Raw genomic sequence first — 26992 nt, 5'->3', positions numbered from 1 at the left:
GGAACATGGAGACCACCACTCGCCGCGTCGCCGTGCTCGGCGGCAACCGCATCCCCTTCGCCCGGTCGAACGGTGCCTACGCGACCGCCTCGAACCAGGACATGCTCACCGCCGCGATCGACGGGCTCGTCGCCCGCTACGGCCTCGAGGGCGAGCGCGTCGGCGAGGTCGTCGCCGGAGCCGTGCTCAAGCACGCCCGCGACTTCAACCTCGCCCGCGAGTCGGTGCTCGGCTCGCGCCTCGCGCCCACCACGCCGGCCACCGACATCCAGGAGGCCTGCGGCACCGGCCTCCAGGCCGCCATCCAGGTCGCCAACAAGATCGCGCTCGGCCAGATCGACTCCGGCATCGCCGGCGGCACCGACACCACCTCCGACGCGCCGGTCGCGATCAGCGACAAGCTGCGCAAGAAGCTGATGAAGGTCAACGCCGCCAAGGACACCAAGGGCCGGCTGACCGCCCTCGGCCAGATCCGCCCCGGCGACATCGGCCTGGAGATCCCCAAGAACGGCGAGCCCCGCACCGGGCTGTCGATGGGCGAGCACGCCGCGCTGACCGCGCTGGAGTGGCAGGTCACCCGCGAGGCCCAGGACGAGCTCGCCGCCGCCTCCCACCACCACCTCGCCGCGGCGTACGACGAGGGCTGGAACGACGACCTGGTGACCCCCTTCCGCGGCCTCGAGCGCGACAACAACCTGCGCCCCGACTCCTCGGTGGAGAAGCTCGCGAAGCTCAAGCCGGTCTTCGGCAAGGGCGAGTCGGCCACGATGACCGCCGCCAACTCCACCCCGCTCACCGACGGCGCGTCGACCGTGCTCCTCGGCTCGGAGGACTGGGCGAAGGAGCACGGGCTCGAGCCGCTCGCGTGGTTCGTCGACTCCGAGACCGCGGCCGTCGACTACGTCCACGGCGGCGAGGGCCTCCTGATGGCGCCGGCGTACGCCGTGCCGCGGATGCTCGCGCGCAACGGCCTGACGCTGCAGGACTTCGACTACTACGAGATCCACGAGGCGTTCGCCTCGCAGGTCCTCTCGACCCTCAAGGCGTGGGAGGACCCGGTGTTCTGCAAGGAGCGCCTCGGCCTCGACGCCCCGCTCGGCTCGATCGACCGCGCGAAGCTCAACGTCCGCGGCTCCTCGCTGGCCGCCGGCCACCCGTTCGCCGCGACCGGCGGGCGGATCGTCGCCAACCTGGCCAAGCTGCTCGCCGAGAAGGGCTCGGGCCGCGGCCTGATCTCGATCTGCGCCGCCGGTGGCCAGGGCGTCGTCGCGATCCTGGAGCGCTGAGCCGCAGGCTCCCGACGTGCGAGAGGGGCCGACCGCCGGATCCGGCGGTCGGCCCCTCTCGTCGTGCTGCGCTCAGTCGGCCTCGCGGACCCGCCACCCGTCCGGGAGGTCGGTGCCCGCGCGCACGCAGTCCTCCTCGACGTCCGGCTCGCCCCGCACGACCACGTCGCGCTCGACCGGGACCCAGCCGTCCTTGTCGCAGTTGTACGGCATCGGCCGGTTGCCGAACGGCTCCCAGCGAGCGCCGTCCGGCAGGTCCGTCGTCCCCTCGGGGAGGCACTCGCCGCCGCCCCGGGGGTACTCGATCGGCGCCTCGCCCTCCGAGCACACCCACTCGTCGCCCATCGGGTCGACGGCCCGCAGCGCGCCGAGCCCGAGGCCCACGAGGGCGGCCAGGCCGACGGCGGAGCCCACGACGCCGACCACCGTCGCCCGGACGATCCGCGAGCGGCGCGACCGCGGCGGCGGCTCGTCGGTCCGGTGCAGCGCCGGGTAGGCGGGGACGTCGAGGGGGCGCGGCTCGTCGGTCATGGCCCCAGCGTGACCCGTTCACGCGCCGGGCACATGAGTGCTGGTGCTCAGGTCGTGGTGCTCAGGCCGGACGGTGGGTGGCCAGCGCGAGCGCGGAGGTCACCAGGTGGTGGCGCACCTGCTCGGGGCTGATCTGCCCGACCGTCGGCACGCCGGGCGCGGCCTCGTCGACGAGGATGCCGAGCCGGGCCAGCTGCAGGGCGCCCAGCCCGCTGGCGTACAGCGTGTTGGCCAGCAGCGCCGGGTCGGTGACGTGGAAGTCACCGGTCGCCACCCCGTGCTCGAGCGCCGCGCTGAGCTGGCGCAGGCACGAGGAGATGCCGCGGCCGAGCCGGAAGAGCGCGCTCTCGCTGATCTCGTCGAGCAGCTCGGTGCCCGTGCGGCGCATCAGCGCCTGGGCGCAGTCGACGAACGCCGGGTGCTCGACGCCGTAGTCGACGAACGCCGTGACGATCGCGGCCAGCCGGTCGGGCGCGGAGTCGACGCCGTCCGCCGCGCGCTCCAGCTCCCCGCGCAGCTCGTCGAGGTAGAGCACGAGCGTCAGCGCGAAGATCTCCTCCTTGCCGGAGAAGTGGCGGTAGACGATGGCCCGGTTGATCCCGACCGCCGAGGCGATGTCCTCGATCTGGGCGTCGCGCACCCCGCGCTCGTCGAAGAGCCGGCGGGTCGCCGCGACGATCTCCTGCTCGCGTGCCCGCCGCCGGGCCGCGGCGGCGGACCGGCGCCCGTCGGGACGCTTCCCGCTCGTGCCCGCCTGCGCCTGCTCGGTCGTCATGCGGCCGATGCTAGTGCTCGTGCAACTCGCAGTTGCACGGCTGTGACGAAGTCGCCGCTCGCGCGCTCCACCCCAGGGGGCCCGTGGCTCAGCGGTCGACGAGCGAGGGGTCGACCTCCTGCCAGCGGCCCATCGCGTCGTCCCAGAAGACCAGCACGGCGGCGCCGTCCTCGGTGTTGGTGCCGCGGAAGAGGTGGCCGGGCGGGAGCGGGGTGTCCTCGATGTCGGCGTTGGCCTCGTAGCCCGAGACCTGCCAGAACTGCACGTTCCTCATGCGTCCTCCTCCGGGTCGGCCGCGCGGCCGGTGAGCAGCGCGCGGACGTCGTCGATGGTGTCGACCTCGTCGGGCCGCTTGTCGTCGCGGTAGCGGACCACCCGCGCGAAGCGCAGCGCCACGCCGCCGGGGTAGCGGGTCGAGCGCTGCACGCCGTCGAGCGCGATCTCGACGACCTGCTCGGGCCGCACCTGCACGGCGTAGGGGTCCCGCGAGGTCGCCAGCCCGAGGAACCGCTCGGTCTGCCAGGCGAGGACCTCGTCGGTCATCCCCTTGAAGGTCTTGCCGAGCATGACGAAGCCACCCGTGGCCGGGTCGCGGGCGCCGAGGTGGATGTTGGAGAGCCAGCCCTGGCGTCGGCCCGAGCCCCACTCGACCGCCAGCACGACGAGGTCGAGGGTGAGCACCGGCTTGACCTTGACCCAGGCGGCGCCGCGGCGGCCGGCGTCGTACGCCGCGGTGAGGTCCTTGACGACCACGCCCTCGTGGCCGGCGGCGAGCACCCGCGCGACGAAGGCGTCGGCCTCCGCGACGTCGGCGGTGACGAGGCGGGCGACGCGGTGTGCCTCGGGCACGAGCGCGTCGAGGGCGGCGAGCCGCTCGGTGCCGGGGGAGTCGAGCAGGTCGCGGCCGTCGAGGTGCAGCAGGTCGAAGAAGTACGGCGTGACCGCGACCCGGCCGTCCGAGGCCTGTGCCGTGCGGGACGCGGTCTCCTGGAACGGTCGCGGCCGGCCGTCGGCGTCGAGCGCGATCGCCTCGCCGTCGAGGACGAACCGTTGTGCCGGCAGCGACCGGGCGACCTCGACCACCTCGGGCAGCCGGGCCGTGATGTCGTCGAGCGAGCGGGTCGCGACGAGCACGTCGTCACCGTCGCGGTGGACCTGGATGCGGATGCCGTCGAGCTTGGTGTCGATCGCGACCTCGCCCGCCGTCCCGGCTCCTCCGCCGGCCTTGGCCATCGCCTCGGCGGTCGAGGTCGCCGACGAGGCGAGCATCGGCAGCACCGGCCGGCCCACCTCGAGGCCGAAGCCCGCGAGGGCCTCCTCGCCCCCGGTCAGCGCGGCCACGGCGACGGCCACCGTCGAGCCGGCGAGCATCGCCGCGCGGCGCACCGCGGCGAGCGGCACCTCCCCGGCGGCGGCCACCCCCTCCTGCACGAGCGCGTCGAGGGCGCCTTGCCGGACCTCGCCGGTCACCAGCCCGCGCAGCCAGGTCTGCTCCTCCTCGGTCGCGCGGCCGAAGAGGTCCGCGACGGCGTCCGCCCGGGCCGCCTGCGAGCCGGGGCCGGCGAGCGCGGCGATCGACCCGAAGGCCTCGTGGACCCCGGTGACGGTCAGCGTCGGCTGGTCCGCCGGGGCGGGCAGCGAGCCGAGCGAGCGCCACCCGAGGCCGGTGCGGCGCTGGCGCAGCGACCCGGCGACGTACGACACGACGGTGGCGACCTCGTCGGGGTCCGGCGTCGTGCCGTCGGCGACCAGGCGCCCGAGCAGCTCGGCGACGGCCGCGACCTTGGCCTTGCGGGACCGGGTCGCCGCGACGACCCGGGAGGTGGCGACGACGTCGGCGAGGAGCACGGGGCCATTCAACCGGCCGACGCAACAGTGTCCTCGTCGTTCGTGACCGCGGCGGCGTACCTCGACGCGCGACCCGTCGTTGGCAGACCGTGAAGCGCTCCCGCACCTCCCTCGCCGCCGTCGTCGGGCTGGCCGCCATGGCCACGCCCACCCTCACGGTGGTCAGCGCCGCCCACGCGACCTCGGCGCCCGCCCCCGCCGCCCGCACCGCCGGCCCCGTCGCCGGCTTGACCGGCGAGCTCCGCACGCTGGCGTACGACGCCCGCCGCGCCGTCCGCGCGCTCGGCCCGACCACGGCCCAGCGCACGGCGGGCCGGTCGCTCGGCGCGTCGGTGACGTGGAACCCCGCCGGCACCCCGCGGTCGGTGTGGAAGGACAGCGGTGCGCTGACCGGCCCGCGCGCGGGCGACCCGGTCGACATCGCCCGCGGCTGGCTCCGCGCCAGCACCCGGCTGCTCGGCCTCGACGCCGCCGACGTGGACCGCCTCGGCGTCGTCCGCGACCACGAGCTGCCCGGCATCGGCGCGCGCGTGGTCAGCTTCGAGCAGACCTTCGGCGGCCTGTCCGCGGGCTACGGCGGGGTGCTGACCGTCGTGGTCGACCGGGCCGGCCGGGTCGTGAGCTACGCCGGCAACCCGATCCGGCCTAGCCGGCTGACCGGCTCCTTCGACCTGTCCCCGGCCGACGCGATCGGCTCGGTCCTCGACACGGTCGCCCCGGCGGTCGACCTGGTGCTCAAGGCGCTGGGTCGCAAGCAGGCCGGCTACGACGTCTACGCCGCCGGGCCGCTGCTCGACGTGCTGCGGGTGCGCCGGATCGCCTTCCCGATGCCCGACGGCGCCCGCGCGGCGTACGCGGTCCTGGTCGTCAAGAGCGTCAACGAGGCCTACCTGCAGGTCGTCGACGCCTCGACCGGCGAGGCACTGCTGCGCAAGTCGCTGGTCCAGCACGCCGAGGGCACGGTCTACGAGAACTACCCGGGCGCCCCGAAGGGCGGCAAGCCGGTGCGGCGGTCGTTCGGGCGGACGCCGCAGTCCCCGAAGGGCTGGATCGACCCGGTCGGCCTGCTCGGCACCGGCATCACCACGCTCGGCAACAACGCGAACACCGCGAACGCCTGGACCGTCCCGCTCGTCCCGGTCGACCAGGCCATCCGGCCGATCTCGCCGACCGGCGCCTTCCACTACGACTTCCCCGACGCGTGGCGGAAGACCAAGGGCGGCACCGGCTCGTGGGTGCGCGACGCCAACGCGGCGGCGGTCAACCTCTTCTACCACCACAACCGGATCCACGATGAGTTCTACGAGTTCGGGTTCACCGAGACCGGCGGCAACTTCCAGCTCGACAACTTCGGCAAGGGCGGGCTCGGCGGCGACCTCGTCCTCGGCGGCGCGCAGTCCGGCGCGACCGGCCTGACCGACCCAGTCCTCGGGCTGGGCCGCAACAACGCCAACATGCTCACGCTGCCCGACGGCATCCCGGGCATCACGAACATGTACCTCTGGGCGCCGGTCGACGACGCCTTCGAGGGCCCGCACCGCGACGGCGACTTCGACGCCTCGATCATCCAGCACGAGTACGCCCACGGGCTGACCAACCGGTACGTCGGAGGCGGAGGCCTCGGGGCGCTGGGCGTCGTGCAGGGCGGGTCGATGGGTGAGGGCTGGGGCGACTGGTTCGCGATGAACCACCTCTTCCGCGAGGGACTGTCCCGCACGGCCGTCACCGCGGCGTACGTCGGCGACAAGCACCGCGGCATCCGCAACTGGAACTACGACGAGCACCCGACCACCTACGGCGACATCGGCTACGACACCTCCGGCCCCGAGGTCCACTCGGACGGCGAGATCTGGACCGCGACCCTGTGGGACCTGCGCAAGGCGATCCTGCGCACCGTCGGCGGCGACCACCGCCGGGCGAGCGACATCAGCGAGCACCTCGTCATGGACGCGATGCCGATCTCCGCGCCGGAGCCGTCGTTCCTCGACATGCGCGACGCGATCCTCAAGGCCAGCCGGCTGCGCTACGGCAAGAAGTACGACGACCTCCTGTGGTCCGTCTTCGCCAAGCGCGGGATGGGCGCGTCCGCCCGCACCCAGGGTGAGGCCGACACCGACCCGAGGCCGGGCTTCGACGCGAAGCGGGCCTCGCAGAACGGGCGGCTGCGGCTGAAGGTCGTCAACGCCTCGGCCGGCGGCCCGGTCAAGGGCGTCCGGGTGCTCCCGGGTGTCTTCGAGGCCCGCGCGACCCCGGTCGACACCACCGACAAGGCCGGCCGCGCGAGCGCGACGATGACGCCGGGCCGCTACACGCTGACCCTGCAGGCGCCCGGCTACGGCATCCAGCGCTTCCCGGTCACCATCCAGCGCGACACGACGCTCGACCGGACGATCCGGCTGCGGCCCAACCTCGTCTCGGGGCTCTCCGGCGCGAAGGTCGTCAAGGTCAGCAGCCAGAACCCGGCCCTCCCGGCGACCGCGATGTTCGACGACACCGAGGCCAGCGCCTGGCAGACCCGCGCGCAGGACGTCGCCTACGACCGGGGCCGGAAGGCCTCCGTCGTCGTCCGGCTCAAGAAGCCCTCGACCGTCGAGACGGTGGCCGTCAGCGTGATGAAGCCGCCGACGCTCCCGCGCTTCGCGGCGGCCGACAAGGTCCGCGTGCAGACCTCCACCGACGGCGAGCGGTGGCGCACCGTGACCACCGCCCGCTACTCGTTCCGGCAGCCCCGACCCACCGTCGGCGACCAGATGCTGAAGACCTACCGGCTCGACCGGCCCGTCCGGGCGCGGTTCGTGCGGGTCACGCCGCTGTCGACCTTCGGCGACAGCGCGGAGACCTCCTCGACCGCGATCGTCGGCGAGGTCCAGGTCTTCGGCCGGGCACCCGGCATCCGGCCCACCGAGCCGAAGCCGGACAAGCCGGTCACCACCCGCGGCTCGGTCGCGGTCGGCAACCCGCTGCAGGGCTCGCTGCTCGGTCTCGACCCCTACCGGCCCGGCGTCACCGAGCTGACCTGGGCGGCGACCTGCCCGGGGCTCCCGCCGGCCAACGGCTCCGACGCCTGGTTCACCAGGCTGCCGAAGGGCTCCGCCGACGGCGAGCACACGCTGACCTACTCCGGGTCGGTGCCGATCGGGGAGTGGCAGCTGTGGTGGTACGGCCCGGACTGCGCGCCGATCACCGGCGGCTTCCAGTACTTCGACGAGGCGGTCACCATCCCGCCGGGCGCGGCGTACGCCGGCTTCCTGCTGATCTACGGCGCCGGGGCGTCCTTCGACGTGACGGTGCGCGAGCCGCGCTGACCCGTGCCCGTCGGCGGGCCGGTCACATCCCGGTGAAGTCGGCCTCGCGGCCCTCGGCGAACGCGCTGAGGGCCTCGAGGTTGGCCGGACCGCCCATCAGCGCGGCGAACGCGGCGTTCTCGCGCTCGCGCGCGGCGTCGATGCCGGCGCGCAGCGGAGCGGTCATGGCCTGCTTGACCGCGACCAGCGACGCCACCGGGCGGGAGGCGAGCACCTCCGCGTGGCGTCGCGCCTCGGGCAGCAGGTCGTCGGGCTCGCAGACCCGCCAGACCAGGCCCATCTCCCGGGCCTCCTGCGCGGAGACCCACTCCGCGGAGAGCAGCACCCACGCGGCGTCCTGCCGGCCGACGAGACGCGGGAGGAGGTAGGAGGACGCCGCCTCCGGGGCCACGCCCAGCGAGGTGAACGGGCACTTCAGCCGGGCGGTCGAGCTCATGAACGCCAGGTCGGCGAAGCCGAGGATCGTCGCGCCGATGCCGAGGCCCACCCCGTTGACCGCGACGACCAGCGGCTTGGGGAAGCCGACGAGCGCGTCGACGAGCCCGGGGAAGCCGTGCCGGCCGCGCTCGAAGGTCGGGTCGGTGGCGATGCGGTGCATCTCCAGGAGGTCGGTGCCGGCGCTGAACCCGCGGCCGTTGCCGGTCAGCAGCACGACCGCCACGTCGGGGTCCGCCGCTGCCTCGAGGAGCGCGTCGGCGAGCGCGTCGTACAACGCCTCGTTGAAGGCGTTCAGCGCCTCCGGCCGGTCGAGGGTCAGGGTGCGGACGCGACGCTCGTCGGTGACCTGCAGCATGCGCGGCACCCTAGCGACCAGAAGTGGAACACGTTCTCGTTCGGGCCGGTGTCGGTGGCCCGGGTTAGCGTCGTGCCGTGACGTCGTCGACCCGCGTGTGGCGTCCCGACTGGCCGGCCGGCCTCGGGACGATGCGCGCGCACAAGCGCGGCGGCGGCGACCCGACGTACCGCATCGACGACGCCGGGCGGCACTGGCGCGGCATCCGCACCCCCGAGGGCCCGGTCACCCTCGCGCTGCACGTCGCCGCCCGCGACGGCGCGGTCCACGCCGAGGCGTGGGGCCCCGGCGCCGCCTGGGTGCTCGACACGGTGCCCGACCTGCTCGGTGCCGCCGACGACTGGAGCGGCTTCGACCCCCGCGACCACCCGGTGCTCGTCGACGCGCACCGCCGCCACCCACACGTGCGGCTCGGGCGCACCGGCCTGGTGATGGAGGCGCTCGTCCCCGCGATCCTCGAGCAGAAGGTCACCGGCCAGGAGGCGTTCGCGGGCTACCGCATGCTCGTGCGCCGCTACGGCGAGCCCGCGCCCGGCCGCGGCGCCGAGCTCGGCCTCTGGGTGCAGCCGACCGCCGAGGAGCTGCGCAGCGTGCCGTCGTGGGAGTGGCTGCGCATGCACGTCGACCACGCCCGCTCGCGCGCCGTCGTCACGGTCGCCCGGGTCGCCGACGCCATGGAGCGCCTGGCCCACCTGCCCGGCGACGAGGTCGAGCGGCGGCTCTGCACGATCCCCGGCATCGGCCGGTGGACGGCCGCCGAAGTCCGCCAGCGCGCGATCGGCGACCCCGACGCGGTCTCGTTCGGCGACTACCACGTGGCCAAGGACGTCGGCTGGGCGCTGACCGGCACGCCCTTCGACGACGCCGAGATGGAGGCCTACCTCGAGCCGTGGCGGCCGCACCGCGGGCGGGTCGTCCGGCTGCTGTACGCCGCCGGGCACCGCCGGCCCCGCCACGGCGCGCGGATGGCGCCGCGCACCCACCTGCCGGCCCGGGTCACACGTACCTGATCGGGCCCGCGACCGTTGGGCCGGGCATGACCCGACGGACCCCCGCCCTCCTGCTGGCGCTGCTGCTGTCCCTGGTGCTGTCCCTGACGGCGCTGGCCGGACCGACCGCAGCGACCGGACCGACCGCAGCGACCGGACCGACCGCAGCGACCACTGAGCCCGTGGCCGTCTCGGCCCTCTCCGCCGCCCCGGCCCGCACGACCGGCCCCTTCCGCGACGGACGGGGGATCCGGGTGGTCTCGGCCGAGCGGGTCGGCGCCCGCCAGTGGCGGCTGGTCGTGCGGACGGCGGCGCTGGCCCGCCCGGTGCGGGTGGTCGTGCTGCTGCCCCGCGGCTACGCCACCTCCGAGCGCCGCTACCCGGTGCTGCACCTGCTGCACGGCACCAGCGGCGGCGCGACCGACTGGGTCGAGCAGGGCGGCGTCGTCGCGGCGACCCGCACGCTGCCGATGGTCGTCGTCATGCCCGACGGCGGCTACGACGGCAACGGCGGCTCGTGGTGGACCGACTGGGTCGACCAGGGCACCCCGCTGGGCGCCGCCCGGTGGGAGACCTTCCACGTCCGGCAGCTCGTGCCGTGGATCGACGACAACCTGCGCACGGTCCGCGCCCGGCACGGCCGCGCGATCGCCGGGCTCTCCCAGGGCGGCTTCGGCGCGTTCAGCTACGCCGCCCGCCACCCGGACCTCTTCGTCTCCGCCGCGTCGCTGTCCGGCGCGCCCGACATCGCCCGCAACCCGCTGGCCCGCACCGTCGGCGCGGCCGTGGTCGGCGCGATCATGGGTGGGCTCAACGCGGTCCAGCCGTTCGCCGCGTTCGGCGACCCGGTGACCGACGCCGTCGTGTGGCAGGGGCACAACCCCGCCGACCTGGTCACGAACCTGCGCGACACCGACCTGCGGCTGTGGACCGCCAGCGGTGCCCCCGGGCAGTACGACGACGGCTTCCCCGACCCCGGCTCGATCGCCATCGAGGCGATCACCCACCTCTCGACGCTGTTCTTCGCCGACGCCGCCGACGCGGCCGGGGTCCGCTACCGGCTGACCGACCAGGGCGCCGGCACGCACACCTGGCCGTACTGGTCGCGCTACCTGCGGGCCTACCTGCCGGCGCTGCGGAAGGTCTTCGCCGAGCGGCGCCAGCGGCCGGCGACCGTCCGGCACCGGGCGATCGAGCGCACCTGGTCGCAGTGGGGCTGGCGGGTCGCCACGCGGCGTACGACCGAGCACGCCTTCACCGCGCTGCGCGGGGCCGGCCGACGTGGCTTCACCCTGGTCGGCGGCGAGGCCGTCGTCCGCACCTCGCGCGTGCACCGGCCGGGCGCGACGTACGCCGTCCGCTACCGCGGCGGGTCGGGACCGGCCCGGGTGCGCGCCGACGACGCCGGCCGGCTCCGCTTGCACGTCCGGCCCACCTCCGCGGGACGTAACTCCGAGGTGCATGTGGCGTTACAGCGGATGTGAGCGCCGTCACCTCCACCGCCGCGACCCGGGCCCAAAGCCCGCGGAGCGCGGGCCTGGGTGCGCGCGTCCGGGCCGGCGTGCGGACCACCGGGGCGATGGCGCTGCTCGCGGCGTCGGCCACGCGCGGCGCGGTCACCGACATCGCCGCGCGGCGCTTCTCCTGGGAGGAGTGCGTGCTGCAGGCCTGGTTCATGGTCCGGGTCTCGCTGGTGCCGACGATCCTGGTCGCGATCCCGTTCGGCGTGATCGTCTCGGTGCAGGTCGGCGGGGTGGCCCAGCAGATCGGCGCCGCGTCGTTCAGCGGCGCGGTCAACGGCATCGGCGTGCTGCGCCAGGGCGCCCCACTGGTGACCAGCCTGATGATCGCGGGCGCTGTCGGCTCGGCGATGTGCTCCGACCTCGGCGCCCGCACGGTGCGCGAGGAGGTCGACGCGCTGCGGGTCATGGGCATCGACCCCGTACGCCGCCTGGTGGCCCCGCGGCTGGTCGCCGCGGTGGCGGTCGCCCTGCTGCTCAACGTGGTGGTGGCCGTGACCGCGATCGGCACCGGCTACGCCCTCAACGTCGGCGGGGGAGACGTCGCGTCCGGCACCTACCTCGGCTCGTTCGTGTCCTTCGCCAGCCCGAGCGACCTGGTGCTGGCCGAGGTCAAGGCGGCCGTCTTCGGCTTCATCGCCACGATCGTGGCCGCCCACAAGGGCCTTGGGGCGACCGGTGGCCCGCGCGGTGTCGCCGAGGCGGTCAACCAGGCGGTGGTGCTGAGCTTCATCCTGCTCGCCCTGGTCAACGTCGCGCTGACCCAGGCCTACGTGCTCCTCGTCCCGCAGCGGATCGCCTGAGGTGGCCGGCTCCGCGCGCCGGCACCGCCCCGGCACCGCCCTCCTCGCCACGGCCGGCGACGCCGCGACGTTCTCGCTGCGGGCGCTCGCGGCGACCGGCTCGACGCTGCGGCTCTACCGCACCGAGGTGCTGCGCCAGCTCGCCGACATCAGCTGGGGCTCGGGCGCGATCGTCGTGGGCGGCGGGACGATCGGCGTGATGGTGTTGCTGGCGTTCTCGGCCGGCACGTCGCTCGGCATCGAGGGCTTCGCCGGCCTGGAGCTGGTGGGGCTCGCGCCGCTGACAGGCTTCGTCTCGGCCTCGGTCAACACCCGCGAGCTGGCCCCGCTGGTGGCCGCGCTGGCGCTGGCCGCGCAGGTGGGCTGCCGGTTCACCGCGCAGATCGGGTCGATGCGCATCCACGAGGAGATCGACGCGCTCGAGGTGATGGCGGTGCACCCGATGCGCTACCTCGTCTCGACCCGGGTCGTCGCGGCGATGACCGCGATCCTGCCGCTCTACCTCATCGGCCTGATCGGCTCCTGGATCGCCTCGCAGCTGGCGGTGACCGTGCTCTTCGGCCAGTCGCCGGGCACCTACCAGCACTACTTCGACACGTTCATCTCCGCGCGCGACGTCGGCTTCTCGATCGTCAAGATCCTGGTCTTCGCGCTGCTCGTCTCGCTGATCCACTGCTGGTACGGCTTCCGCGCCGCTGGCGGCCCCCAGGGCGTCGGCGAGGCGACCGGCCGCGCGATCCGCGCCTCGATCGTGGTCGTGGTGGTCGTCGACATGCTGCTGACCCTCGTCTTCTGGGGCAACGACCCCGGATTCCGGATCTCGGGGTGAGCAGGTGACCCGCAGCCGGCTCCTCGACGCGCTCCGCGGCCGCGAGCGCGACCCCTCGCAGGCCACGCTCGTCGTGCGCGGCGCGGTCGCGCTGGCCGTCGTCGCGCTGGTGGTCGCCGGGCTGGTCATGGTCGGCAACGGGTCGTTCTCCGACCGGGTCGCGGCGACGGTCGTGCTCGACGACGCCGGCGGCTCGCTGGTCCCCGGCGCCGACGTCAAGCACCGTGGCGTCGTGGTCGGCCGGGTCACCGGGCTGGCCCCGGGGGAGCGCGACGCGGTCGAGGTCGCGGTCGACCTGGATCCCGCCCTCGCCGAGGACGTGCCCGTCGACGTGACCGCCCGGGTGCTGCCCGCCAGCGTCTTCGGCACCTCCTTCGTCGACCTCGTCGCGCCCCGTGGCGGTGACCGCGGTGTGGTCACCGGCGCCCGGATCGCGCAGGACCGCCGCGGGCAGACCCTGGAGATCCAGGCCGTGCTCGACGGGCTGGACCGGGTCGTCGGCGACCTCGGCCCGGCCCGGCTCGCCACCGCGCTCGACGGGCTGGCCACCGCGCTCGACGGCAACGGCGAGCGGCTCGGCCGGACGATCGAGACCCTGCACCGCTACCTGGGGCGGCTCAACCCGAGCATGCCCCGCGTGCGCCGCAACCTGACCCTGCTCGCGACCAACCTCGAGTCGTTCGCGGCGTACGCCCCCGACCTGCTCGACGCCACCGACGACGCGCTCGTCGCCGCCCGCACGGTCGTGGAGCAGGAGGGCCGCTTCGGTGCGCTGGTGCGCAGCGGCGGGCGCACCTTCGCCCGCACGGCCGGGGTGCTGGAGACCAACGAGCGGGGGCTGGTCGACATGCTCGTGCGCACGGCCGTGGTCGTCGACGCGTTGTACGACGGGCGCCGCGACCTGGTCGAGGGGCTGCTGTCGACGATCGACTTCGCCGACGGCTTCGGCGAGGCGCTCTCGCACGGGCGCTACCTCCAGATCGAGGGCGACCTGCAGCTGCTCGAGGAGCCGGCGTACGGCCCGGGTGCCTGCCCGTCCTACGGCGCCCACCGTGGACGGGGGTGCTGAGGTGGCCGGCGCACGCGGGACCCGCTCGGCGGCCGTCGGGCTGGCGGTCTTCACCGCTGTCTCCCTGGTGCTGCTCGTCGGCCTGCACCGGATGATGACCAACGCGCCCGGCGACGGCGCCCGCTCGTGGACCGCACGGTTCGAGTCGGTCAGCGGGCTGCGCGCCGGCGACGACGTGCGGGTCGCCGGGGTCGAGGTCGGCCGGGTCGACGCGATCGAGGTGGTCGACGGCGACCTCGCGCGGGTGCGGTTCCGGATGGACCGCGACCAGGAGGTGCACGAGGGCACCCGGGTCACCCTGCGCTACCAGAACCTGCTCGGCCAGCGGTACCTTGCACTCAGCGCGCCCGCCGACCCCGCCGCCCGCGGCTCCCGGCTGCCCGACGGCGCCGAGATCCCGCTGTTGCGGACCAGCCCGGGCTTCGACCTGACCGCGCTGCTCAACGGCTTCGAGCCGCTCTTCTCGGTGCTCGAGCCCGCCGAGGTCAACGAGCTGGCCGGCTCGATCGTCTCGGTGCTCCAGGGGGAGTCCGGCACCGTCGAGTCGCTGCTCCAGGGCACGGCCGAGGCGACGGCGTACCTCGCCGACCGCGACGAGGTCTTCGGCGACGTCCTGGACAACCTCACCCCGGTCCTGCAGAACCTCGACGAGCAGTCGGAGGACGTCGACGCCACCGTCGTCGCGCTGCGCGACCTGATGCAGGGGCTCGCGGGGGAGCGGCGCACCTTCGGCCGCTCCATCGACAACCTCTCCGCGCTGGTCGACAGCACCTCCGGGCTGCTGCGCGAGCTCCGGCCCGGCCTGGACCGCGACGTCGCGGCGCTGCGCGAGGTCACCGGCCTGCTCGCCGAGGAGCGCGGCCGTGTCAGCCGCGCGGTCGAGCAGCTCCCGGACCTGCTCGGCTCGTTCGCGCGGACCATGTCCTACGGCGGCTTCCTCAACGTCTACCTCTGCAACCTCGGCGTCGACCTGGCCGACCGGACCGTCTGGGTCCCCAGCGGCGGCGGCCCCTACTCAGGAGCGTGCCGGTGAAGGCCCTCGCGGAGCGCGACCCGGCCCGGGTCGGCCTGGTCACGATCGTCGTCGTCGCGCTGCTGGGGGCGGGGGTGTCGGCCGCCGCGCGCGTCGCGCCCGGGTCGGACCGCTACACCGCCGTGCTCGAGCACACCGGCGGCCTGCGGGTCGGCGAGGAGGTGCAGGTGGCCGGCGTCGGCGTCGGCGAGGTGACCGGCATCGAGCTCGGCGACGAGATGGTCGAGGTCGCCTTCACCCTCGACGACGACCTGCGGCTCGGGTCGCGGACGAGCGCCGAGGTCAAGGTCGCGACCTTGCTCGGCACCCACTACCTCCAGGTCTCCCCGGCCGGCGAGGGCGAGCTGGCCGACGCCACGATCCCGGCGGAGCGCACCCGGGTGCCGTTCAACCTCCAGGACGTCATCGACCAGGCGGTCCCCGAGGTCGACGCCTTCGACACCGCCGCGATCGAGCGGTCGCTCGCCACCGTCGCGGACACGATGGAGGCCGCCGGCGGCGAGCTCGGCCCGGCCCTGGACGGCGTACGCCGCCTCTCCGGCGTCGTCGTCCGGCGCTCGGAGGACCTCGGGGAGCTGCTCGGCGCCACCCGCGACGTCACCCGCCGGCTCAGCGACAGCGGCGAGGACCTGGTGGCGCTCATGCGCGGCGCCGACGCCATCCTCGACACCCTGCGCGTGCGCCGCGAGACCATCCACGCCCTGCTGCGCGACCTCGCCGAGCTCGGCGACCAGCTCGCCGGCGTCGTGGAGGACACCCGGGCCGACCTCGCCCCGGCCCTGCGCGACCTGGTGGCCGTCACCGACCTGCTCGAGGAGCACGCGGGCGACCTCCGCTCGGCCGTGCGGAACCTCTCGCTCGCCTCCCGCTACTTCGCCAACGCCAGCGGCACCGGGCCCTGGCTCGACCAGTACGTCCCCGGCGCGACCCCCGACAACCTCGAGTGCATCCTGGAGCGGACGTGCGGATGACGTGGCCGGCCCGGACCCGGCGCTCCACCTCGGCGGTGCTCCTCGTCGCGGTGCTCGGCGGGCTGCTCGGCACCGCCGGCTGCGACCCGCTGGGGCCCTCGACGATCCGGCTGACCGCCGAGCTCGACGACGCCGCCGGCCTCTTCGTCGGCAACGACGTCGGCGTGCTGGGCGTGCCCGTCGGGGAGATCACCGCGATCGAGCCGCGCGGCCCGGTCGTCGAGGTCGAGCTGGAGGTCGACGGTGACACCGACCTGCCCGCCAGCGCCGGGGCCGTCGTGGTGGCCCGCTCGGTCGCGACCGACCGCTACCTCGAGCTGACCCCCGCCTTCGCCGACGGCCCGCGGATGGAGGACGGCGACCGCATCCCGCTCGAGCGCACCCGCACGCCGGTGGAGTTCGACGAGGTGCTCGCCTCCCTCGAGGGCTTCAGCACCGGCCTGGCCGGCGAGGACGGCGAGGCCCGCGCCCTGCGGCGCCTGCTCTCCTCCAGCGCCGAGGCGCTCGGCGGGCGGGGCGCCGACGCCAACGCGACGATCCGCGAGCTCTCGGCCGCCGCGGGTGGACTGTCGGACCACCGCGAGGAGCTGGTCGGTGCCGTGGACGGCCTGGACCGGCTGACCGCCCTCGTGGCCGCCAACGACGACGTCGTCGACCAGCTGCTCACCAGCGTCGCCGACGCCACCGACCTGCTCGCCGACGAGCGCCACGCCTTCGGCCGCTCGCTCACCTCGCTCAGCGGGGCGCTCGACACCCTGGCCGCGTTCGTCCGCGACAACCGGGGCGCCCTGCGCGGCTCGCTGCGCGGCCTGACCCGGGTCACCCGCAACCTGCTGGTCCACCAGGCCGACCTGGCCGAGGCGATCGAGGTCAGTCCGCTGACCTTCGCCAACATCGGCGACGCGATCAGCGACGACGAGCGGCTCAAGGTCCGGATGCCGCTGCGCCACCTCTCGCCGGCCCACGAGGTCACCGACGTCCTCTGCGACGACGTGCTGCCCGTCGGCGTCTGCGACGAGCTCGGCACCTCGCCGGACCTCCTCGACCTGCTCCGCGCGCTCCTGGGGCGCCGGCCGTGAGCCGGCAGCGGGCCGCGCGTCGCGGCGTACCGGCCGTCGTGGGTGCGGTGCTGGCCACCCTCGCCCTTGCCCTCGTCCTCGGCGGCTGCGGGCTCGGCGACTCCGTCGACCGGGTGCGCCCGCCCGCGGTCGGCGCCGACGAGTGGCGGCTCTCCGCCGTCGTCGACGACGCGCTCAACCTGCCCCTCGGCGCGGCGGTGAAGTCCCGCGGCCTCGTCGTCGGGCAGGTCGTCGACGTCCGGCCCGACGACTACCGCGCCCGGGTCGAGATGGCGATCGACGACGACGTGGAGCTGCCGCGGGGCAGCCGGTTCCGGCTGCGCTACACCACCGCGCTGGGGGAGATGTACGTCGACGTGGAGCCCGCCGGCCGCGGGACCCCGCTCGCCGACGGCGACGTCGTCGAGGGCCCGCGCGTCAGCACCTCGGCCACCGTCGAGGACACGCTCGCTTCGGCGTCCCTGCTCGTCAACGGCGGCGGCCTCGGGCAGCTGCAGACGGTCGTCTCCGAGCTCAACACCGCCCTGGGCGGCCGCGTCGGCGCGACCCGCGGCGTGCTCACCGAGACCGACCGGTTCTTGCGCGAGGCGCTGGCCAGCACGCGGCAGATCGACCGGGTCCTCGACGGCCTGGCCGACGCCGCGCGCACCCTGGACCGCCGCGAGGCGACCATCGACGCGGCGCTGCGCGACCTCCGGCCCGCTGCCCGCACGCTGACGCGCAACACCGACGACCTGGCGCGGCTGCTGCGCCGCAGCGACCGGCTCGCCGTCGTCGCCGACCGCCTCGTCCGCCGGACCCGCACCGACCTCACCACCGTCGTCGACGAGCTCGGCCCGGTGCTGGAGGAGCTGCTGGGCGCCCGCGACCGGCTGGTCCCGGGCCTCGACGTGCTGGCGGACTTCGGTGAGCGGGCGGACCACGCCGCGCCCACCGACTACCTCAACCTGCGGTTCCGGCTCGACGCCACCGCCGCGCTCGTCCCGGGCGGGCTCGGGGGCGGCTCGGGCGAAGGCTCAGGGGGCTCGAGCGACGGGTCGGGCGGGCTGCCGGGACTGCCCGGACTCCCCGGACTCCCGGGATTGCCGGGGCTCCCGGGCGCGGCACCCGCGCCGGGGTTGTCCGGCCTGCTCGGCACGGTGACCGACCTGCCCTGGCTGCTCGGCCTGCGACCGACGGGAGTGCCCCGATGACGCGGCTGCTGCGGGACCGGCTCGTGCTGGGCCTGGTGGGGCTGGTGGCGGCGTTCGCGCTGTGCGCGGTCTACCTGGTCACCGTCGTGCTGGACGTGCCGCTGACCGGGCGGGCCGACACGGTGCGCGTGGAGATGCCGCGCACCGGCGGGCTCTTCGAGGGCTCCCCGGCGACGTACCGCGGGGTGCGGGTCGGCACCGTGACCGACGTCGGGCTCGACCCGGCCGGGGGAGCGGTGGCCACGGTGTCGCTGCGCCCCGGCGTCGAGGTGCCGCGCGACGCCCGCGCGGTCGTGCGCAGCCTGTCGCCGGTGGGCGAGCAGTTCCTCGACTTCCAGCCCGAGCAGGACGCCGGGCCGTTCCTGGCCGACGGCGACGTCGTGCGGGCCACGGCGGCCGACGTGCCGGTCTCGATGGCCGCCGCGGCCGACGGGCTCGACAACCTCCTCGACCACGTCGACGGCCGCGACGTCCGGGTGCTGCTGCGCGAGCTCGCGGCGGCCACCGACGGCACCGGCGACGACCTCGAGGACCTCCTGGTCTCCGTCGACGAGGTGTCCGGCGCCCTCGACGAGGCCTGGCCGCAGACCGACCGGCTGCTCGACAACGGCCAGCAGGTCGGCGAGCTGCTGGCCGCCCACCGCGGGGACCTGGCGACGTTCGCCGGCTCGGCGCGGCGGTTCGCGTCGTGGCTGGAGGAGTTCGACCCGCAGTTCCGCCGGATCCTGCGCCGCGCGCCGGACGACCTCGACACGCTCGGCGACCTCGCCGACGACCTCGGGGTGGACCTGCCGCCCGCCCTGCGGGAGCTGGTGGCGGTCAGCGACCTGCTCGCCGACCGCGACCCCCACCTGCGCCGGCTGACCGGCACCCTGGGCTACGGCACCAGCCGCTTCGGCTCGGCGTTCAAGGACGGCTGGCTCGGCGTCGACCTGCTCATCGCCGGCCAGGAGCAGTGCAGCTACGGCACACCCCACCGCTCGCCGATGTCGACCGACCGCAAGCCGATCAACCGCGAGGGCCGCTGCACGATGGACGACGAGGTCTGGCGCGGCGCCGAGCACGCCCCGCCGCCCGTCGACCGCTGACCCGCGGCCGCGCGCCTACACTCCGCGGCGTGCCGATCCGCCAGGAGCTCCTCGACCTGCTCGCCCGCCGTGCGCTCACCGAGGACGCGGCCCGCCCCGACGCCGTCGCCCGCCTGCACGCCCGGGGCGGCCGCACCGCGCGGGAGAACCTCGCCGACGTCGTCGACCCCGGCAGCCTGGTCGAGTACGGCCGCTACGTCACCGCCGCCCAGGAGGGCCGGCGCGACCTCGACGACCTCCTCGACCGCACCGTCGCCGACGGCATCGTGGGCGGACTCGCCACGGTGGACGGCCGGCAGTGCGCGGTGCTCTCCTACGACTACCTCGTCATGGCCGGGACCCAGGGCATGCGCGGCCACCGCAAGACCGACCGGCTCCTCGACGTCGTGGAGCGGCTCGGGCTGCCGACGGTCTTCTTCGCCGCCGGCGGTGGCGGCCGCCCCGGAGACACCGACATCCCGCTCGTGTCCGCCCTCGACGTGACCACCTTCGCGGCGTGGGCGCGGCTGTCCGGGCGGGTGCCGCGCATCGCGGTCGTCGACGACAACTGCTTCGCCGGCAACGCCGTCGTCGCCGGCTGCTCCGACCTGGTCGTCGCCACCCGACGCGCGTCCCTCGGCATGGGCGGGCCGGCGATGGTCGCCGGCGGCGGGCTCGGCGACGTCGCCGCCGAGGACGTCGGCCCCCTCGACGTGATGACCGCCAACGGCGTCGTCGACGTCGTCGCCGAGGACGACGAGGCCGCGCTCGTCGCCCGCGAGCTGCTCGGCTACTTCCTCGGGCCGGTCGAGGGGTGGACCGCCCCCGACCCGACACCCCTGCGCGACGCGGTCCCCGAGGGCGAGCGCACGGCGTACGACGTCGTGCCGGTGGTCGAGGCGATCTGCGACGTCGACAGCGTGACCGTGCTGCGGCCGTCGTTCGCGCCCGAGCTGCTGACCGCGCTCGGCCGCATCGAGGGGCGGACCGTCGGGATCGTCGCGAACGACACCCGGCACATGGCCGGCGCGATCACCGCCGACGCCGGCGACAAGGCCGCCCGCTTCCTCCAGCTGTGCGACGCGCACGGCTTCCCCGTCGTCTCGCTGGTGGACACCCCCGGGATGATGGTCGGCCCCGACGCCGAGCGCACCGGGCTGGTGCGGCACACGTCCCGGCTGCTCGTGGCCGGCGCGCAGCTGACCGTGCCGCTGGTCGGCGTCGTGCTGCGGCGCGCCTACGGGCTCGGCGCGCAGGCGATGCTCGGCGGCAGCACCCACGAGCCGCTGCTCACCGTCGCCTGGCCGGGCGCCCACCTGGGCGCGATGGGCCTCGAGGGCGCCGTCCGGCTGTCGATGCGCCGCGAGCTGGAGGCGATCGAGGACGAGGCCGAGCGCGAGCGCACCGTCGCCGAGCTGACCGCCTTCGCCCGCGAGCGGTCCTCGGCGCTCAACGTCGCCCGGCACTTCGAGATCGACGACGTCATCGACCCCGCCGAGACCCGCCAGGTCGTCGCCCGGGTCATCGACGCCGCCGCCCGTGACGGCCGGCTCGTCGGCAGCGGCCGGCCCGTCGACACCTGGTGAGCCGGCGGTCCGGCCCTCAGCGGCGCCGGCGATCCGGCTGGACCCGCAGCACGCCGAGGGTGGTGGCCAGCATCTGGTAGTGCCCGACCAGCATCAGCACCTCGATGCAGGTCGGCTCGTCGAGCTCGGCGCGCAGGTCGGCCCAGGTGGCGTCGGAGAGGTCCTGGGTCGCGTGCAGCTCGTCGGTGACGCGCAGCAGGAGCCGCTCGCGGTGCGACCAGCCGGCGGCGTCCGGCCCGTCGGTGACCCGGTCGATCTCGGCGTCGGTCAGCCCGGCGCGGCGGCCGAGGCCGCGGTGCTGGGTCGCCTCGTACTCGCTGCCGGTCAGGTGCGCGACGCGGAGGATGACCAGCTCGGTCTCCCGTCGAGGCAGCCGGCCGCCGGGCATCATCCGGCCGGCGAAGTGCAGCCAGCCGCGGAAGAGCCGGCGGTGGCGGCCCAGCGTCAGGAAGACCGCCGGCGGCTCGGTGCCGGAGACCCGGCCGGCCAGGTGCGCGAAGGCCCAGGTCGCCAGGCCGACGTCGCGGCGCGACCCGGGGCCGATCCGGGCGCTCACGCGGCCCGCTCGGGGCGCCGGGCCTGCTCGACGGCCGGCAGGGCCTTGTTGGCGCCCCAGCTCATCACCCGCATCAGGAGCGCGTACGCCGGCGGCACGTGCCGCTGCAGCAGGTGCACCAGCCGGATGTCGCGCGACGTGTAGACCCAGTAGCGGTTGCGGCGCACGCCCTCGAGGATCGCCGCTGCGGCCTGCTCCGGCGTGGCCGCGCCGTGCCGGAAGCGCGCCTGCAGGCGGCGGAAGGTCGGGCTGGCCTTGTCGACGCCGGCGATGTGGATGGTCTCGGTCAGCGGGGTGTCCACCGCGCCGGGGCAGACCAGGCTGACGCCGATGCCGTGGCGGCGCAGGTCGAAACGGAGCACCTCGGAGACGCCGCGGATGCCGAACTTGCTGGCGCTGTAAGCCGCGTGCCACGGCATCCCGATGATCCCGGCCGCCGACGAGACGTTGACGAGGTGGCCGCCGCGGCCGGCGTCGATCATCGGCGGCACGAGCTCCTCGATGACGTGGATCGGACCCATCAGGTTCACCTCGACCAGGCGCCGCCAGTCCTCGTGCTCCAGGGAGCGGACGGTGCCCCAGCGGGAGATGCCGGCGATGTTCATGACGACGTCCATCGGGCCGTGGGCGTCGGTGAGCCGCCGGGCCAGCGCCCGCACCGCCTCGTGGTCGGAGACGTCGGCGGCCTCGACATGGCCGACCCGGCCGCCGGCGGCGCGGATGTCGGCGGCGACCTGCTCGAGCCGGTCGGCCCCGAGGTCGGTGAGGTGCACGACCGCGCCGTCCTCCGCGGCGAGCACCGCGGTGGCGCGGCCGATGCCGCTGGCGGCCCCGGTGACCAGGACCTGCTTGCCGGACAGGGAACGGAGGCGGCGCGAGCGCGGGAGCAGGCGGGTGAGCAGGCGAGGGAGCATGGCGCGCAGCCTCCCACTGCCCGCCCCCGCGCGGCCAGTGTCGTGCCGAGGGTCGGACGTGGTAGCCAGGTGCCGTGACCGCGACCTCCCTCGCCGCCCTGCGCACCGCCGACCGTGAGGAGGCGGACCGCTTCTTCGCCGAGACGCCCGCCGAGGACCTGGTCGCCGCGGTCGTGGCCACCGACGACGAGACCCTGCTGGACCTCATCGGCCGCGAGGAGGTGCGGGCCGCCGCGGTGCCGGGCATCCTCGCCCGCCTGGACGAGTATGCCGACCACGACCGCCTCGCCGCGGTGTCCGGCACGGTCCGCTTCGACCTGCGGCGGCGCGGCCGGCTGCTGGAGAGCCACGCGATCGTGCTCGACGGCGGGGCGGTGCGGCCGGTGGCCGACGAGCGGGCCGCGGCCGAGGCCGACGTCGTGCTCTCGACCAGCCTGCTGCGGTTCGTGCGGCTCGTGGCCGGCCAGCGCAACGCCGGGCTGGAGTACCTCTGCGGAGGGCTCGACGTCGAGGGCGACGCGATGCTGGCGCTGGCCGTCGGCGGGGTCTTCCGCGTGCCCGGCAGCGACGAGGTCGCCGTCGACCCGACCACCCTGGACCCGGACGCGGTGGCCCGGGCCGTGGGGGAGGCGTCGACCGACCACCTGCGCCGGGTGATGGCCGGCGGCTTCCGTCCGGTCGTGCTCGAGGAGGTCTTCCGCCGGCTGCCGTCGTTCGTCGACGAGCGCAAGGCCGACGGTCTCGACCTGGTCGTCGGGTTCCGGCTCGGCGGCGGCCCGGGCGACCCCGACCGCTACGTCGTCACGCTGCGCGACGGCGCCGCCTGTGTCACCCGCGACGACGAGGGCCGCCGCGACGCCACGATCGTCTGCGAGGCCCACGACTTCCTCCGGCTCGCCACCGGCCACCTCGGCGCCGTCGCCGGCGTCGTCAAGGGCCGGCTCGGCGTCAAGGGCGACAAGGCCAAGGCGCTCGCGTTCGCCGCCACCATCCGCTTCCCCTCCGGCTGAGCCCGGGCTGCTGCTCGGCGCGGCATGGCTGCGGGTCGCCGGGTCGCCGGCGGCGCTGGTGCAGGAGTCACCGGTTAACCGGTGACCCCTGCACATATCGGGGTAGATCTGCCCCGATATGTGCAGGACTCCCGTCAGCGGTGGGACGGACGTGACGGGTGGGACCCGTGGGACGGCACCCGGCAACCCGGCGCGATCGGGGCCCCACCGACCCCGCCCACCGACCCCGGCCCACCACCCGGCGAGCGGAGACAGCCGTCAGAGCAGCGGGCGCAACGGCCGCAGCAGCGACTCGGTGAAGCGGCGGTGCAGGTCGCGCGCCTCCCACTCGCCCCAGGTGAGCTCGATCGAGTTCGACTCGTCGACGAGGTGGATCTCCTCCAGCGTCCGGGCGAGGGCGCCGTCGATGACCTCGACGTTGATCTCGTAGTTGCCCTGCAGGCTGAGCCGGTCGATGTTGGCGGTGCCGACGGTCGACCAGGTGCCGTCGACGGTGGCGGTCTTGGCGTGGACCATCGCGTCCTTGAACCGGAAGATCCGCACCCCGGCCTCGAGCAGCTGCGAGAAGTACCCGCGCGAGATCCAGTCGGCGACGATGTGGTTGGACTTGAGCGGCACCAGCAGTCGCACGTCCACCCCGCGGCGGGCGGCGTCCCGGAGCGCGTCGACGAGCTGCTGGTCGGGCAGGAAGTAGGCCTGGGTGATCCAGATGTTGCGGCTGGCGCGGTTGAACGCCTCGAGGTACATCCCGCGGATGGGGAACATCCACAGCCGCGGCACGTTGCGCTGGAAGCGGATCATCGGCTCCCACGTCGACGCGGTCTCCAGCAGCAGCGGCCGCTCGCTGTGGCCGATGCGGCGCCGGCGGTGCAGGTTCCAGAAGTCGGCGAAGGCGCGCTTGAGGTCCCAGACGCCCGGCCCGGTGACGCGCACGTGGGTGTCGCGCCACTCGGTCTCGTAGGCCGAGCCGATGTTGTAGCCGCCCACGAAGCCGACCTCGTCGTCGACGACGAGCACCTTGCGGTGGTCGCGCCCGTAGCGGCCGAGGTCGAAGAAGCGCCACCCGGCGCCGTACACGGGGTAGCGCAGCACCTTCAGCGACGGCGGGAAGCGCTTGAAGCGGGGGGAGACGACGAGGTTCGCGAAGCCGTCGTAGATGCAGTAGACGTCCACGCCGCGCGCGGCCGCGTCGACCAGCGCCTGCTTGAACCGCTCGCCGACCGCGTCGCCCTTCCAGATGTAGGTCTCGAACAGGACCTGCTTCTTGGCGCCGGCGATGGCGGCGAGCATGTCCTCGTAGAGGTCCTTGCCGAAGGTGTACGTCGTCACCGTGCCCTCGCCGAGCGGCACGGTGCGCGGCGGGGTGACCGGGAACGGCTTGGGCTTCTTGCCACGGCGCCGGTAGGAGTCGACCAGCGACATCCCGATCGCGAGCGCGAGCTGGACGCCGACGACGGTCAGCAGCGTGCGGCGCAGGATCCGCAGCACCCGCTCGAGGACGAGCTGGCGGCGGGCGGTCACGGGGTCAATCTAGGGCACCGGCCCGGGGCGTCGTCGGCCGGAGCCGCCGCCTGCGACGGTCGTCACGGAGGGACTGTCGGCGCTGCGGCGTACGCTCGAAGCCATGCGTCCCGTGACCGATCTCGAGCGCCGCGTCGCCCCGTTCCAGGTGATCTCGGACTACCAGCCGTCGGGCGACCAGCCCGCCGCGATCAAGGAGATCACCAAGCGGATCAAGGGCGGCGAGGAGGACGTCGTGCTCCTCGGTGCGACCGGCACCGGCAAGACCGCGACGGTCGCGTGGGTCGCCGAGCAGGTGCAGCGACCGCTGCTGGTCATGCAGCCGAACAAGACGCTCGCCGCCCAGTTCGCCAACGAGCTGCGCCAGCTCTTCCCGGAGAACGCGGTCGAGTACTTCGTCTCCTACTACGACTACTACCAGCCCGAGGCCTACGTCCCGCAGACCGACACCTACATCGAGAAGGACTCCTCGATCAACGAGGAGGTCGAGCGGCTGCGGCACTCCGCGACCAACAGCCTGCTCACCCGCCGCGACGTGATCGTGGTCAGCACGGTCTCCTGCATCTACGGCCTGGGCACGCCGCAGGAGTACGTCGACCGGATGATCCGGCTCAAGGTCGGCGAGGAGCACGACCGCGACTCGATCCTGCGGCGGCTGGTGGAGATCCAGTACACCCGCAACGACATGTCCTTCACCCGCGGCACCTTCCGGGTCCGCGGCGACACCCTCGAGATCTTCCCGGTCTACGAGGAGCACGCGGTGCGCATCGAGTTCTTCGGCGACGAGATCGAGCGGCTGATGACGCTGCACGCCGTCACCGGTGAGGTGCTCACCGAGGACGAGGAGCTCTACGTCTTCCCCGCGACCCACTACGTCGCCGGCCCCGAGCGCATGGAGCGGGCGATCAAGGGGATCGAGCTGGAGCTGGAGGACCAGCTGGCGCGGTTCGAGCGCGAGGGCAAGCTGCTGGAGGCCCAGCGGCTGCGGATGCGCACGACGTACGACATCGAGATGATGCGCCAGGTCGGCTCCTGCTCGGGGATCGAGAACTACTCGATGCACATCGACGGCCGCGCCCGCGGCTCGGCGCCCAACTGCCTGCTCGACTACTTCCCCGAGGACTTCCTGCTCGTCGTCGACGAGTCCCACGTCGCGGTCCCGCAGATCGGCGGGATGTACGAGGGCGACATGTCGCGCAAGCGCAACCTGGTCGACCACGGCTTCCGGCTGCCCAGCGCGATGGACAACCGGCCGCTGCGGTGGGAGGAGTTCCTCGACCGGATCGGCCAGACGATCTACCTCTCCGCGACCCCGGGCGACTACGAGCTGGACAAGGTCGGCGGCGACGTCGTCGAGCAGATCATCCGCCCGACCGGGCTGGTCGACCCCGAGGTCGTGGTCAAGCCGACCAAGGGCCAGATCGACGACCTGATCCACGAGATCAGGCTGCGCGTGGACAAGAACGAGCGCGTCCTGGTCACCACGCTGACCAAGAAGATGTCCGAGGACCTCACGGACTACCTCCTCGACGCCGGCATCCGCACCCGCTACCTCCACTCCGAGGTCGACACCCTCAAGCGCATCGAGCTCCTGCGCGACCTGCGGCTGGGGGAGTACGACGTGCTCGTCGGCATCAACCTGCTGCGCGAGGGCCTCGACCTGCCGGAGGTCTCGCTGGTCTCGATCCTCGACGCCGACAAGGAGGGCTTCCTCCGCTCGGACAAGTCGCTCATCCAGACGATCGGCCGCGCGGCCCGCAACGTGTCGGGCCAGGTGCACATGTACGCCGACAAGATCACCCCGTCGATGGAGAACGCCATCGACGAGACCAACCGGCGCCGTGCCAAGCAGATCGCCTACAACACCGAGCACGGCATCAACCCGACGCCGCTGCGCAAGAAGATCGCCGACATCACCGAGATGCTCGCCCGCGAGGACGAGAGCACCCAGGCGCTGCTGGAGACCTGGGCCGGGACCGAGGCCAAGGGCCGCGCGGGTGGCGCCAAGGCCAAGCAGCCGGTGCCGACGCTCGGCAAGGACGCCGCGGGCAAGCACGCCAAGGACCTCGCCGGCATGCCCAGCTCCGACCTCGCGCAGCTGATCCAGGACCTCACCGACCAGATGCGGACCGCCGCCGCGGAGCTGCAGTTCGAGCTCGCCGCGCGGCTGCGCGACGAGATCTCGGAGCTGAAGAAGGAGCTGCGGCAGATGATGGAAGCGACCAAGTGAGCGGCAGCGCCGAGCGAGGAACGAGCTCGAGTGCTGGCCGCGAGCGCGGGAGCAGCGCGAGCGCAGCGAGCGCCGGCGACGAAG

The 26992-nt window shown here is 74.4% G+C and carries 23 protein-coding genes; 15 read left to right on the top strand and 8 right to left on the bottom strand.

Annotated features, from left to right (window positions below):
* The first annotated feature begins 5 nt into the window (after positions 1-5).
* Positions 6-1286: an acetyl-CoA C-acetyltransferase gene (locus QWY29_RS16940; protein ID WP_300962258.1), complete on the top strand. Its 1281-nt coding sequence runs from the start codon at positions 6-8 to the stop codon at positions 1284-1286.
* Between the two features lie 72 nt (positions 1287-1358).
* On the opposite strand, the gene QWY29_RS16935 is transcribed toward QWY29_RS16940, so the two are convergent.
* From QWY29_RS16935 to QWY29_RS16920, 4 genes are all read right to left on the bottom strand, one after another.
* Complete coding sequence (locus QWY29_RS16935; protein WP_300962257.1) at positions 1359-1817, bottom strand: hypothetical protein; 459 nt, start codon at positions 1815-1817, stop codon at positions 1359-1361.
* 61 nt (positions 1818-1878) lie between these two features.
* The gene (locus QWY29_RS16930) at positions 1879-2592 is read right to left on the bottom strand and encodes a TetR/AcrR family transcriptional regulator (RefSeq protein WP_300962256.1); all 714 of its coding nucleotides are present in this window, start codon (positions 2590-2592) and stop codon (positions 1879-1881) included.
* An 88-nt stretch (positions 2593-2680) separates the two neighbouring features.
* Positions 2681-2866, bottom strand: a complete 186-nt coding sequence (locus tag QWY29_RS16925; RefSeq protein ID WP_300962255.1) for a hypothetical protein — start codon at positions 2864-2866, stop codon at positions 2681-2683.
* Positions 2863-4440: an ATP-dependent DNA ligase gene (locus QWY29_RS16920; protein ID WP_300962254.1), complete on the bottom strand. Its 1578-nt coding sequence runs from the start codon at positions 4438-4440 to the stop codon at positions 2863-2865. Before QWY29_RS16920 ends, QWY29_RS16925 begins: the two co-directional genes overlap by 4 nt.
* An 89-nt stretch (positions 4441-4529) precedes the next feature.
* Between QWY29_RS16920 and QWY29_RS16915 the strand changes: the two genes are divergently transcribed.
* Positions 4530-7745 carry a M36 family metallopeptidase gene (locus QWY29_RS16915; RefSeq protein WP_300962253.1) on the top strand — a complete coding sequence of 1072 codons (3216 nt, stop codon included), beginning with the start codon at positions 4530-4532 and terminating at the stop codon, positions 7743-7745.
* A gap of 22 nt (positions 7746-7767) precedes the next feature.
* Here QWY29_RS16915 and QWY29_RS16910 read toward each other — a convergent pair whose 3' ends face one another.
* On the bottom strand, positions 7768-8538 hold the full coding sequence (locus tag QWY29_RS16910) for an enoyl-CoA hydratase/isomerase family protein (protein ID WP_300962252.1): 771 nt from the start codon (positions 8536-8538) through the stop codon (positions 7768-7770).
* 77 nt (positions 8539-8615) lie between these two features.
* Here QWY29_RS16910 and QWY29_RS16905 point away from each other — a divergent pair, with 77 nt between their 5' ends.
* From QWY29_RS16905 to QWY29_RS16855, 11 genes are all read left to right on the top strand, one after another.
* Positions 8616-9548, top strand: a complete 933-nt coding sequence (locus QWY29_RS16905) for a DNA-3-methyladenine glycosylase family protein (RefSeq protein WP_300962250.1) — start codon at positions 8616-8618, stop codon at positions 9546-9548.
* Positions 9549-9574: 26 nt separating this feature from the next.
* Positions 9575-11011: an alpha/beta hydrolase gene (locus QWY29_RS16900; RefSeq protein ID WP_300962249.1), complete on the top strand. Its 1437-nt coding sequence runs from the start codon at positions 9575-9577 to the stop codon at positions 11009-11011.
* A gap of 77 nt (positions 11012-11088) precedes the next feature.
* Positions 11089-11850: an MlaE family ABC transporter permease gene (locus QWY29_RS16895; protein WP_300962248.1), complete on the top strand. Its 762-nt coding sequence runs from the start codon at positions 11089-11091 to the stop codon at positions 11848-11850.
* A gap of 1 nt (position 11851) precedes the next feature.
* Positions 11852-12679, top strand: a complete 828-nt coding sequence (locus QWY29_RS16890) for an MlaE family ABC transporter permease (protein WP_300962247.1) — start codon at positions 11852-11854, stop codon at positions 12677-12679.
* Between the two features lie 4 nt (positions 12680-12683).
* Positions 12684-13748: an MCE family protein gene (locus QWY29_RS16885; RefSeq protein WP_300962246.1), complete on the top strand. Its 1065-nt coding sequence runs from the start codon at positions 12684-12686 to the stop codon at positions 13746-13748.
* On the top strand, positions 13732-14781 hold the full coding sequence (locus QWY29_RS16880; RefSeq protein ID WP_300962245.1) for an MCE family protein: 1050 nt from the start codon (positions 13732-13734) through the stop codon (positions 14779-14781). The genes QWY29_RS16885 and QWY29_RS16880 overlap by 17 nt, the downstream gene beginning before the upstream one ends.
* The gene (locus QWY29_RS16875) at positions 14778-15752 is read left to right on the top strand and encodes an MCE family protein (RefSeq protein ID WP_300962244.1); all 975 of its coding nucleotides are present in this window, start codon (positions 14778-14780) and stop codon (positions 15750-15752) included. The genes QWY29_RS16880 and QWY29_RS16875 overlap by 4 nt, the downstream gene beginning before the upstream one ends.
* On the top strand, positions 15749-16831 hold the full coding sequence (locus QWY29_RS16870) for an MCE family protein (RefSeq protein ID WP_300962243.1): 1083 nt from the start codon (positions 15749-15751) through the stop codon (positions 16829-16831). The genes QWY29_RS16875 and QWY29_RS16870 overlap by 4 nt, the downstream gene beginning before the upstream one ends.
* On the top strand, positions 16828-18024 hold the full coding sequence (locus tag QWY29_RS16865; protein WP_300962242.1) for an MCE family protein: 1197 nt from the start codon (positions 16828-16830) through the stop codon (positions 18022-18024). The genes QWY29_RS16870 and QWY29_RS16865 overlap by 4 nt, the downstream gene beginning before the upstream one ends.
* On the top strand, positions 18021-19112 hold the full coding sequence (locus QWY29_RS16860; protein WP_300962241.1) for an MlaD family protein: 1092 nt from the start codon (positions 18021-18023) through the stop codon (positions 19110-19112). The genes QWY29_RS16865 and QWY29_RS16860 overlap by 4 nt, the downstream gene beginning before the upstream one ends.
* A 29-nt stretch (positions 19113-19141) precedes the next feature.
* Positions 19142-20677, top strand: coding sequence for an acyl-CoA carboxylase subunit beta (locus QWY29_RS16855; protein ID WP_300962239.1), 1536 nt, complete (start codon positions 19142-19144; stop codon positions 20675-20677).
* Between the two features lie 16 nt (positions 20678-20693).
* Here the strand turns inward: QWY29_RS16855 and QWY29_RS16850 are convergent, their stop codons facing one another.
* Together QWY29_RS16850 and QWY29_RS16845 are read right to left on the bottom strand one after the other, a co-directional pair.
* Positions 20694-21233, bottom strand: coding sequence for a carboxymuconolactone decarboxylase family protein (locus QWY29_RS16850; protein ID WP_300962238.1), 540 nt, complete (start codon positions 21231-21233; stop codon positions 20694-20696).
* Positions 21230-22147, bottom strand: a complete 918-nt coding sequence (locus QWY29_RS16845; RefSeq protein ID WP_300962237.1) for an SDR family oxidoreductase — start codon at positions 22145-22147, stop codon at positions 21230-21232. The genes QWY29_RS16850 and QWY29_RS16845 overlap by 4 nt, the downstream gene beginning before the upstream one ends.
* 74 nt (positions 22148-22221) lie before the next feature.
* Between QWY29_RS16845 and QWY29_RS16840 the strand changes: the two genes are divergently transcribed.
* Positions 22222-23157, top strand: a complete 936-nt coding sequence (locus QWY29_RS16840; RefSeq protein ID WP_300962235.1) for an SCP2 sterol-binding domain-containing protein — start codon at positions 22222-22224, stop codon at positions 23155-23157.
* A gap of 258 nt (positions 23158-23415) precedes the next feature.
* Here QWY29_RS16840 and QWY29_RS16835 read toward each other — a convergent pair whose 3' ends face one another.
* Positions 23416-24678, bottom strand: coding sequence for a phospholipase D-like domain-containing protein (locus QWY29_RS16835; protein ID WP_300962234.1), 1263 nt, complete (start codon positions 24676-24678; stop codon positions 23416-23418).
* Positions 24679-24781: 103 nt separating this feature from the next.
* Here QWY29_RS16835 and uvrB point away from each other — a divergent pair, with 103 nt between their 5' ends.
* Entirely contained in the window at positions 24782-26908 is a 2127-nt protein-coding gene (uvrB, locus tag QWY29_RS16830; protein WP_300962233.1) for an excinuclease ABC subunit UvrB, read from the top strand.
* Positions 26909-26992 lie beyond the last annotated feature (84 nt).

The sequence above is a fragment of the Nocardioides abyssi genome (genome assembly GCF_030412915.1).
GTDB lineage: Bacteria > Actinomycetota > Actinomycetes > Propionibacteriales > Nocardioidaceae > Nocardioides > Nocardioides abyssi.
The sequence above is the reverse complement of the archived record's forward strand: the minus strand, read 5'-3'. Positions and strand labels throughout refer to the sequence as shown.